This is a genomic window from Rathayibacter sp. AY1D5 (assembly GCF_002932515.1).
In the GTDB taxonomy this organism is placed as follows: domain Bacteria; phylum Actinomycetota; class Actinomycetes; order Actinomycetales; family Microbacteriaceae; genus Rathayibacter.
Map to the genome: position 1 here is coordinate 1 of NZ_PSVU01000076.1, position 10,031 is coordinate 10,031.

Here is a 10,031-nt window from a genome sequence, read left to right on the forward strand (position 1 = left end):
TCGGCGGAGTGTGCACCGCGGTCGCCGACCACCTCGGCTGGAGCGTGCGGAGGACCCGCCTCCTGGCCGTCCTCACGACCGCGCTCGGCGGGGGCGGCGCGCTCCTCTACCTCTGGCTCTGGGCGCTGGTGCCCCTCGCGCCGCTCGAGTCGCGCGACGCGGATCCGGCCGTCCGCCGCTCCGCTCCCGTGGCCGGCCTGCTGACCCTCGCCGCCGCCGTCGCGGCGCTCGCCGTGCTGATCACCGTCGACAGCGGCGACGACGCCGACATCACGCGCGCGCTCGTCGCCGTCGGCCTGCTCGCGGGAGGAGCCGTCGGCTGGAGCCTCGGGCTCGACCGCGGCGACGCCGTCCGCCCCGCCCGGTACGGCTCCGCGGTGCGCCTCGCCTCCTGCGCTCTGCTGGTGCTCGCCGGAGCGGCCGTGCTCACCGGCCGCCCGAGCGCCCTCAACGCGGTCCTCGCCGTGGGCGTGCTGCTGATCGCCGCCGGCGTGCTGGCCGCGCCCCGGGTGGTGACCCTCTGGTCCGAGCTGATGGGCGAGCGCGCCGCCCGCGTGCGCGAGGAGCAGCGGGCCGAGATCGCCGCGCACCTGCACGACTCCGTGCTGCAGACCCTCGCGCTCATCCAGAACCGCGCCGGAGCCTCGAGCGAGGTCGCCCGCATCGCCCGCGCCCAGGAGCGGGAGCTGCGCGACTGGCTGTTCGAGCGCGACGTCCCGGTCGCCAACGACCTGGCCGCCGAGGTCCGGGCGATCGCCGCCGCCGTCGAGCTCGACTACCCCGTGCACCTCGAGGTGGTGGCCGTCGGAGCGTCCGTCCCCGGCGCCGCCGCGCTCCTCGCCGCGACCCGCGAGGCCGTGCTGAACGCGGCCCGGCACGCGGGCGGCGACGTCTCGGTGTACCTCGAGTCCTCCGTGCAGGGCGTCGACGTGTTCGTGCGCGACCGCGGCCCCGGCGTCGTCCTCGACGAGGTGCCCGGGGACCGCCTCGGCATCCGCGAGTCGATCATCGGCCGGATGGCGCGCGCGGGCGGCAGCGCGACCGTGCGCCCCGGAGTCGGCGGCACCGGCACCGAGGTGCATCTGCGGCTCCCCGCGGAGGTCGAGCGGTGACCCGCGTGCTGCTGGTCGACGACCACTCCATCTTCCGCTCCGGCCTGCGGGCCGACCTCGCCCCCGAGCTCGAGGTCGTCGGGGAGGCGGCCGACGTCGACTCCGCCGTCGGCCTGGTCGCCTCGCTCGCGCCCGAGGTGGTGCTGCTCGACGTGCACCTGCCGGGCGGTGCGGGCGGAGGCGGGGCCGAGGTGCTGCGGCGCAGCGCCGGGTCGTCGTCGCGCTTCCTGGCGCTGAGCGTCTCGGACGCTGCGGAGGACGTGGTCGGCGTGATCCGCGCCGGCGCCCGCGGCTACATCACCAAGGCCAGCTCCGGAGCCGAGGTCAGCCGGGCCGTGCTCGCGGTGGCGGGCGGGGACGCCGTGTTCTCGCCGCGCCTGGCCGGCTTCGTGCTCGACGCCTTCGGGGCGCTGGCGGGCGAGCAGGCGGAGTCGGGGGACGAGCTCGACCGGCTCTCGGCCCGCGAGCGCGAGGTGATGCGCCTGATCGCCCGCGGCTACGCCTACAAGGAGGCGGCCGCCGAGCTCTTCATCTCGGTCAAGACGGTCGAGTCCCACGTCTCCGCCGTCCTCCGCAAGCTGCAGCTCTCCTCCCGCTACGAGCTCACCGCCTGGGCCTCCGCGCGCCGCCTGCTCTGAGGCGCGCGCGAGCAGTCAACCCCGTCCCTCCTCCCGCTCCTGCCGTCCGACACTGTCGGGACACGACAGGAAAGGACGACCCGATGGTGACCACCACCCCCGCTCTCCCGACCCTGGCCGAGCTCCTCCGCGACTCCCGGCCCGTGTCGCAGCTCTACGTCGACCTCGCGATCGACTCCGGCGATCCGCCGGACATCTCGCTCGAGCGCGCCACGTCCCTCGGAGACGAGCTCGCCCGCCAGGGTGCGCCCCAGGCCGACATCCAGGCCCTCACCGCTCTGCTCGAGGGGGCCGGGCGCCCCCAGGGCGGCTGCTGCCTCTTCGCGGTCGCCGTGGACGGGAGGGTCGTGCTGAACGAGGTGCTGCCGGGTCGGCCGGTCGCGCCCGAGGGCGTCTCCTACAGCCCGCTCCCCGACATCGTGCCGCTGCTGCAGCACCGGCCCGACCTGCGCGTCCTCGTCGTCGAGACCTCGCGGGACGGCGGCGAGATCCGCCTGCACCGCCTGGGCGCGCAGCGACCCGAGGCCGAGCAGGCCGTGCAGGGCCGCACCGACACCCTCCACAAGGCGCAGGCCGGCGGCTGGCGGCACGACCGGTTCCACCACCACGCGGAGGAGATCTGGCGGCGCACGCAGGCCGAGCTCGCCGCCGCGGTGGACGAGCTCGTGCGCGTGCACCGGCCGCGCCTGCTGGTCGTCGCGGGGGACATCCACGCCCGGCAGCTGCTCGCGCAGCAGCTCTCGCCGAGCAGCGCCGCGATCCTGGCCGTCGAGCCCGTGAACTTGCGAGCCGCCGGCAGCGAGGAGGGGGCGCTGGAGCGGTTCGTCGACGAGCAGCTCGACCGGATCCTGCTGCGCGAGAAGGAGGACGTGCTCGACGCCCTGCGCACCGGGGAGCCGCGCCGCACCGTCGAGTACTCGCTCGGCGCGATCGTCACGGCGCTGGCCTCGGCGCAGGTCGAGACGCTGGTGCTCGACCCCGGCCGGCTGCGCGAGCGCGCTCTGCTGGCGCTCGCCGCGGAGCCGTGGGTCGCGTCGGCCCCGGAGGAGGCGCTGGGCGCCGAGGTGACCGACTCCGTCGACGCCGCCCTCGCGCTGGCCCGCGCCGCCGTGCTCACGGACGCGCGCGTGCTCGTCACCGACTCCCGCACCGCTCCGGAGGGGATCGACGTGGTGACGCTGCCGCACGGCGCCGACGCCGCGGCGATCCTCCGCTGGCGCACCGGCCCGCCGGTCCCGGGGGCCTGAGCGGCGGGTCCCCGAGCGTGACAGGGCCCGGGCCCGATCCTGTGATCGGTCCCGGGCCCTGTCGAGGCTCACGCCTGCTGGTCGTCCTCGCCCTCGGCGGCCGCGCGGCGGCGCGCTCCGAGTCCGAGCGCGGTGGCGCCCGCGGCCAGGAGTGCGGTGGCCCCCGCGATCAGGCCGACGCTCTCGACTCCGGTCGAGGCCAGCCCGCCGCCCGAGCCGCCGACGGGCAGCGGGGTGGGCGTGCCGGTCGGCGCGGTCGTGGGCACCGGGGACGGAGCCGCGGTGGGCGCCGCGGTCGGCCCGGCGGTCGGTGCCGTGGTGGGAGTCGCCGTGGGCGCGGTGGTCGGCGGGGTCGTCGGTGCCGTGGTCGGCCCGGCGGTCGGCGTCGGAGTCGGCACCACCACCTGCGACGCCGGCAGGATCTGCACGATGGTCGGACGCGGTGCCGCCACCGCTCCCGCCGCCGTCGATCCGTAGTCCGGGAAGAACGAGGTCGGCGCCTCGAAGGTGCCCTCCTCGCCCGGGTGCTGCACCGCCACGAACACGTGCTGGTCGAGGTCGTGGACGATCGGTCCGCAGGTCTCGGCGTCGCGGGGCACCGAGAGGAACTGCTCCACCCTGCCGCGCGTCGCGCCCTCGAGCGCGACCTTGAAGAGCCCGTCGTTGTAGCCGATGCCGCTCGGGGCGCCGTCGGTCGAGATCCAGAGGTTCCCGACCGAGTCGAAGGCCAGGTTGTCCGGGCACGAGATCGGCGAGACCTGGTCCGCCGGGAAGCCGGAGAAGTAGACGACGTCGCCCTGCGCCTGGTCGCCGCAGAGCATCAGCAGGTTCCAGGTGAAGGTGCGGCCGGTCTGGTCGCCGCCGTCCTCGATGATCTCGACGATGTGGCCGTCGCGGTTCTCGGTGCGCGGGTTGACCTCGGTCGCGCCCTCCTTGCCGCCCTCGGTGCCGCGGGCGGAGTTGTTGGTGCAGGCCACGTAGATCCGTCCGCTGACCAGGCTGGGCTGCACGTCCTCGCAGCGGTCCATCTTGGTCGCGCCCGCGGCGTCCGCCGCCTGGCGGGTGTGGACGAGCACCTCGGCGACGCTCATCCCGGCGATCGTCGAGGCGCCATTCAGCACCAGGGGCAGCCACTCGCCGATGCCGTCGAAGCCGCCGTCCGAGGGGACCGCCCCGGTGCCGGTGATCTCGGCCACGGGGGAGTCGCCGGTGAAGCGGGCGACGTAGAGGTCGCCCTCCTCCAGCAGGGTCTTGTTGTGGGCGCGGTCGCCCTCGATGTAGCGCTTCGTCGAGACGAACTTGTAGAGGTAGTCGAAGCGCTCGTCGTCCCCCTGGTACGCGACCACGCGGCCGTCCGGGGCGATGATGACGTTCGCGCCCTCGTGCTTGAGCCGGCCGAGCGCCGTGTGCTTCTTCGGCGTGGAGTCGGGGTCGAAGGGGTCGAACTCCACGATCCAGCCGAAGCGGTTCGGCTCGTTCTCGTAGCCCGGGGTGCGGGCGTCGAAGCGGGGGTCGTCGAGCTCCCAGAGGCGCGAGGTCTCGGAGTCGGCGAGGCCGTAGCGCTTCTCGGCGTCGCTCGTGCCGACGGCGCGGAAGTAGCCGTTGAAGTTCTCCTCGCCCGAGAGGATCGTGCCCCACGGCGTCGTGCCCCCGGAGCAGTTGCCGAGCGTGCCGAGCACGGTGCGGCCCTCGGGGTCGGCGACCGTCTTCAGCAGGTCGGTGCCGGCTGCGGCGCCGGTCGCCTCGTAGGGGGTGTCGAGCAGGTAGCGGCGGTTGCGCTCGCCCCCGCGGACGTAGGCCCACGGGCGGTCGACCGCGGTGCGGACCAGCTCGACGACGCTGAGGCCGTGGGCGGCGCGGCCGACGGCGCGCACGCGCTCCGGCTCCGCCTCGAGCTGCGCGGCCGGGAACATGATGCTCTCGTTCGTGTACTCGTGGTTCACGACGAGCAGGGCGCGGAGGCGCTTCGAGCCCGGGATCTCGACGATGTCGGTGTAGTCGTTGTTGTAGCCGAACTGCGCGGCCTGGGCGGCCTCCGTCTGGTCGGCGATGTCGAAGGCGGGGCTGTCGGCGAAGAGCGGGTCGCCCCAGCGGATGATCGGCTGCCAGGCGAAGCCCTCGGGGACGGTGAACCGGTCGACCGTGTACGGCACCGGAGCGATCGGAGTGAAGGCGAGCGGCGAGCCGTCGGCCGCGGTCGCCACGGCCGCCTCGGCGGTGGGCGCTCCTCCGGCGGAGGCGACGGCGACGGTGACCGCGCCGGCCAGGCCGAGGCCGAGGGCGCTGCGGCGGGAGAGCTGCGACGAGACGATGTCGCGGAAGTAGCTGTTGTGCGACGTGTTGCAGGTCGCGGTGGAGCAGGCGTTGGCGCACTTCAGCGCGCAGGTGACGGGGCTGCGCTTGCCGCGCACGTGGCCGGCCATCGGGAGGAGGAGCGGGCGGCGGGCGGTGTCTGACATGGAGGTCCTTCGATCACGAGCAGGAGACGCGATCGAGGCAAGCAGGGGGAGGGGGCGCCGATGCCGCCGGGTGGAGGCTCCTCCCTGAACGGGACGTGAACGTTCTCACAAGAAGGTGAGGCTCACCTTCCCTCCCTGCGGCCCTCCGAGCGCGCCTCCAGGACCGCCCCGACGTTCCCCGCGATCCACTCGACGACCGGCAGCAGCCGATCCGCCAGCTCCGCTCCCAGCGGCGTCAGCCGGTACTCGACGTGCGGCGGGACGACCGGCCGCGCCTCGCGGTGCACGAAGCCGTCCTCCTCCAGGATCCGCAACGTCTGAGCGAGCATCTTCTCGCTGATCCCGCCGATCCGGCGCCGCAGAGCGCCCCAGCGCAGCGTGCCCGGAGCGAGCGCCGCGAGCACCAGGACGCCCCACTTGCTGGTGACGTGGCCGAAGACCTCGCGGCTCGGGCAGTCGGCGGAGTAGACGTCCCCGGCGAGCAGGGGGGAGTCGGCGATCGTCATGGGTGCTCCTCGGGACAGGGGTGATGACAGTACTAACGAAATAGTGGGTACTGCATTCCGGGAAGCAGGAGGAGGATGCGCCGGTTGCACCCTCCTGGCGGCGGACCCCGCCCGCCCCACCCGTCAGGAAGGACCCCTCATGACCCTCGTCGTCACCGGAGCCACCGGCCACCTCGGCCGTCTCGCCGTCGAGCACCTGCTCGCCCGCGGCACCGCCGCCTCCGACATCGTCGCCACCGGCCGCGACGCCGCGAAGCTCGAGGCGCTCGCCGCCGACCTCGGCGTCCGCACCGCCGTCGCGGACTTCGACGACCCCGCCTCGCTCGACGCCGCCTTCTCCGGCGCCGAGGCCGTCCTCCTCGTCTCGGGCTCCGAGGTCGGCAGGCGCGTCGCACAGCACACCGCCGCGATCGACGCCGCCGTCCGCGCCGGCGCGCGCCTGGTCTACACGAGCGCCCCGAAGGCGACCACGAGCGCGCTCATCCTCGCCCCCGAGCACAAGGCCACGGAGGAGGCGATCGCCGCCAGCGGCGTCCCCGCCGTCGTCCTCCGCAACGGCTGGTACAACGAGAACTACGAGCAGACCGTCGCCGAGCTCGCCTCCACCGGCAGCACCCTCTCGAGCGCCGGCGAGGGCCGCGTCGCCAGCGCCGCGCGCACCGACTACGCCGAGGCCGCAGCGGTCGCCCTGACCGACCCGTCCCTGGTCGGCACCGTGCACGAGCTCTCCGGCGACACCGCCTGGAGCTTCGACGAGCTGGCCGCGATCGTCGCCGAGGTCGCCGGACGCGACGCCGCGATCAGTCACGTCTCCTCCGACGAGCACGCCCGCGTCCTCACCGGCGCCGGCGTCCCCGAGGGCGGAGTCGGCTTCGTCGTCGGCCTCGACGCGAACATCGCCGACGGCCTCCTCGGCGGGACCGACGGCTCGCTCGCCCGCCTGATCGGGCGGCCGACCACGCCGATCCGCGCGTACGTCGAGGAGCAGCTCGGGCGCTGACGCTCCGGCGTCCCCGTCGGCCACCGTCCGGCTCGCAGGAGCAGTCCGCCCCCGCGAGCCGGACAGTGGCGCGCCCGGCCCTCCCGCGGCTCCGCGCCCGCCCTCCGCGGCTCCGCGCTCGACCCGCCGCACCTCGCGCCACCGTGTCGGCGCCCCGACGTAGGCTGTCCGCCATGACCTCGACGACGCCTCGCTCCGGTATCGACCGCTCCGAACTCGACCCCGCGACGCGCCCGCAGGACGACCTCTACCGGCACGTCAACGGGCTCTGGATCGACCGCACCGAGATCCCCGCCGACAAGGCGCGCTACGGCTCCTTCCACGTCCTCCAGGAGGAGGCGGAGAAGGCCGTGCGCGACATCATCGTCGAGGCGCAGACCGCGCAGTACGGCACCGAGGAGCGCCTGTTCGGCGACCTCTACGCCTCCTTCATGGACGAGGAGCGCGCCGAGGAGCTCGGCGCAGCCCCGATCGCCGACGACCTCGCCGCCGTGCAGCGGGTCGACTCGATCCCCGGCCTGCTCCGCGCGGTCGGCGCCTTCGAGCGCACCGGCGTCCCCGGGCTCTTCGGCCTCTTCGTCGACAACGACCCGGGCAGCCCCGAGCGCTACCTCGTCTTCGTCAACCAGGGCGGCCTCGGCCTGCCGGACGAGAGCTACTACCGCGAGGAGGAGTTCGCCTCCGTCCGCGAGGCCTACACGCCGTTCGTCGCGCGGATGCTGGCGCTGGCCGGCATCGACGCCGCCGAGGCCCGCGCCGAGCGCATCGTCGCCCTCGAGACCGATCTGGCTGCCGCCCACTGGGACAAGGTCCGCAGCCGCGACAGCCAGGCGACCTACAACCTCCGCTCCTGGTCCGAGGTCGAGGAGCTCGCCGCGGGCGTCGACCTCGGCGTGTGGCTCACTGCGATGGGCGCTCCGGAGGGGGCGCTCGCCGAGGTGGTCGTCCGCCAGCCGAGCTTCCTCCAGGGCCTCGCGGGCCTGCTCACCGAGGACCGGCTCCCGGCCTGGCGCGACTGGCTGTCCTGGCAGGTGATCCGCGGAGCCGCGGCCTACCTGTCCAGCGGCTTCGTCGACGCCAACTTCGACTTCTACGGCCGCACCCTCACCGGCACCCCGCAGAAGCGGGAGCGCTGGAAGCGCGCCGTCTCGCTCGTCGAGGGGTCGCTCGGCGAGGCGGTCGGCCGCACCTACGTCGCTCGCCACTTCCCCGAGACGGCGAAGGCCGCGATGGACGTGCTGGTCGCGAACCTCATCGAGGCGTACCGCCGCTCCATCGTCGACCTGGAGTGGATGAGCCCCGCCACCCGCGAGCGCGCGCTCGAGAAGCTCGCGAAGTTCACGCCCAAGATCGGCTACCCGGTGCGCTGGCGCGACTACTCCGCCCTCTCGATCGACCCGGCCGACCTGCTCGGCAACGCCCGCCGCGTGGCCGAGTTCGAGTTCGCCCGCGAGCTCGGCAAGATCGGCCGCCCGCTCGACCGCGACGAGTGGTTCATGACCCCGCAGACGATCAACGCGTACTACAACCCGGGCTTCAACGAGATCGTCTTCCCGGCCGCGATCCTGCAGTTCCCCTTCTTCGACGAGGCCCGCGACCCCGCCGCGAACTACGGAGCGATCGGCGCCGTCATCGGTCACGAGATCGGCCACGGCTTCGACGACCAGGGCTCGCGCTTCGACGGCGACGGCCGCCTCACCGACTGGTGGACCGAGGAGGACCGGGCCGCGTTCGAGGAGCGGACGAAGGCGCTCATCGCGCAGTACGACGCGCTCGCTCCCGCGACCACGCCCGGGCACCACGTGAACGGCGCCCTGACCATCGGCGAGAACATCGGCGACCTCGGCGGTCTCGGCATCGCCTGGAAGGCGTACCTGCTCTCGCTGGACGGCGACGAGCCGCCCGTCGTGGACGGCCTGACCGGCGCCGAGCGCTTCTTCCTCTCCTGGGCGCAGGCCTGGCAGCAGAAGTCGCGCGACGAGGAGACGATCCGCCTCCTCGCCATCGATCCGCACGCTCCGGCCGAGTTCCGCTGCAACCAGATCGTCCGGAACATCGACGAGTTCTACGCTACTTTTGACGTCTCCGAAGGCGACGCCCTCTGGCTCTCCCCGAGCGAGCGCGTCACCATCTGGTAGTCGCCGCCGACCACCTCCGCACCACGGACGAGGAGCCCCGGGCATCGAGAGCCGACCGATGCAGCGGGGTCGTCCGCCGATCGCGCGTCCTGCCGGCGCGTGAGGACCCAGGTCCCCCCTCCGCACGACCGCACTCCCGACCCGTAGAGGGGCCGTACCCGTGGTGATCCCCACCAGCGAGACCCGCCGTGAGAGCCGACGCAACCGCCGGGGGCGCCACAAGGGCGGCGGCGACCGCGAGAACTTCCAGCGCGGCTTCGACGCCCTCGGCCGTCTCGCGATCGACGGGGTCGTCGTCTCGGCGCGCGCCGTCGACCTGGCGACCGGCCGCACCCTGTTCGCGGTCGACGACTCCGTCTCGATGCCCACAGCCTCCCTCGGCACCGTCGTGCTGCTGATCGAGGTCGCCGCCCGGCTGGCGAACGAGCCGCAGGAGAACCTGCGCCTGGTCGACCGGACCGCGGCGGACGCGGTCTCGGGCTCCGGGCTCTGGCAGCACCTCCAGGTGCCGTCGATGCCGATCGCCGACCTCGCCGCCCTCGTCGGTGCCTCGAGCGACAACCTCGCGACCAACGTCCTGCTGCGCCGCGTCGGCCTCGATGCCGTGCGCGAGCGGGCGGAGGCGCTCGGCCTCTCCCGCACCGCCCTGCTCGACGTCGTGCGCGACGAGCGCGGTCCCGACGACGCGCCGCAGCTCTCGATCGGCTCCGCCCGCGAGCTGACCTGGCTGCTCGCCACCCTCGCGAACGGCGAGATCGTCGACGCCGCCGTGAGCTCGCGGGTGATCGGCTGGCTCTCGCTCGGCACCGACCTCTCGATGGTCGCCGCCTCGTTCGGGCTCGACCCGCTCGCGCACCGCCACCCCGACCACGGGGTCCTGCTCGTCAACGCGACCGGCACCGACGTCGGCGTCCGCGCCGAGGCGGGCGTC

The 10,031-nt window shown here is 74.1% G+C and carries 7 protein-coding genes and 1 pseudogene; 6 read left to right on the plus strand and 2 right to left on the minus strand.

Annotated features, from left to right (window positions below):
* The 3 genes from C5C82_RS16220 to C5C82_RS16230 form a co-directional block, all read left to right on the plus strand.
* Nucleotides 1-1,112 (plus strand): sensor histidine kinase (locus C5C82_RS16220; protein WP_104355372.1); only part of this gene is annotated, 1,112 nt, incomplete at its 5' end.
* The gene (locus C5C82_RS16225) at nucleotides 1,109-1,750 is read left to right on the plus strand and encodes a response regulator transcription factor (protein WP_104222839.1); all 642 of its coding nucleotides are present in this window, start codon (nucleotides 1,109-1,111) and stop codon (nucleotides 1,748-1,750) included. The genes C5C82_RS16220 and C5C82_RS16225, both read left to right, overlap by 4 nt.
* A gap of 83 nt (nucleotides 1,751-1,833) precedes the next feature.
* Complete coding sequence (locus tag C5C82_RS16230; RefSeq protein WP_104355373.1) at nucleotides 1,834-2,997, plus strand: Vms1/Ankzf1 family peptidyl-tRNA hydrolase; 1,164 nt, start codon at nucleotides 1,834-1,836, stop codon at nucleotides 2,995-2,997.
* A 419-nt stretch (nucleotides 2,998-3,416) separates the two neighbouring features.
* Here the strand turns inward: C5C82_RS16230 and C5C82_RS16235 are convergent.
* Both C5C82_RS16235 and C5C82_RS16240 read right to left on the minus strand, forming a co-directional pair.
* Nucleotides 3,417-5,456, minus strand: a pseudogene (locus C5C82_RS16235) (PhoX family phosphatase); the annotation flags it as partial.
* A gap of 122 nt (nucleotides 5,457-5,578) precedes the next feature.
* Entirely contained in the window at nucleotides 5,579-5,962 is a 384-nt protein-coding gene (locus C5C82_RS16240) for a helix-turn-helix domain-containing protein (protein ID WP_160033071.1), read from the minus strand.
* A gap of 139 nt (nucleotides 5,963-6,101) precedes the next feature.
* Between C5C82_RS16240 and C5C82_RS16245 the strand changes: the two genes are divergently transcribed.
* From C5C82_RS16245 to C5C82_RS16255, 3 genes are all read left to right on the plus strand, one after another.
* Complete coding sequence (locus C5C82_RS16245; RefSeq protein ID WP_104250704.1) at nucleotides 6,102-6,962, plus strand: NmrA family NAD(P)-binding protein; 861 nt, start codon at nucleotides 6,102-6,104, stop codon at nucleotides 6,960-6,962.
* A gap of 173 nt (nucleotides 6,963-7,135) precedes the next feature.
* On the plus strand, nucleotides 7,136-9,100 hold the full coding sequence (locus C5C82_RS16250; RefSeq protein ID WP_104355375.1) for a M13 family metallopeptidase: 1,965 nt from the start codon (nucleotides 7,136-7,138) through the stop codon (nucleotides 9,098-9,100).
* Nucleotides 9,101-9,260: 160 nt separating this feature from the next.
* Nucleotides 9,261-10,031 (plus strand): serine hydrolase (locus tag C5C82_RS16255; protein WP_104274578.1); only part of this gene is annotated, 771 nt, incomplete at its 3' end.

Bases quoted from the DNA above. Each gene is read 5' to 3' on its own strand.
- C5C82_RS16230 (WP_104355373.1), top strand. From the start codon at position 1,834: ATGGTGACCACCACCCCCGCTCTCCCGACCCTGGCCGAGCTCCTCCGC.
- C5C82_RS16240 (WP_160033071.1), bottom strand. From the start codon at position 5,962: ATGACGATCGCCGACTCCCCCCTGCTCGCCGGGGACGTCTACTCCGCC.
- C5C82_RS16245 (WP_104250704.1), top strand. From the start codon at position 6,102: ATGACCCTCGTCGTCACCGGAGCCACCGGCCACCTCGGCCGTCTCGCC.
- C5C82_RS16250 (WP_104355375.1), top strand. From the start codon at position 7,136: ATGACCTCGACGACGCCTCGCTCCGGTATCGACCGCTCCGAACTCGAC.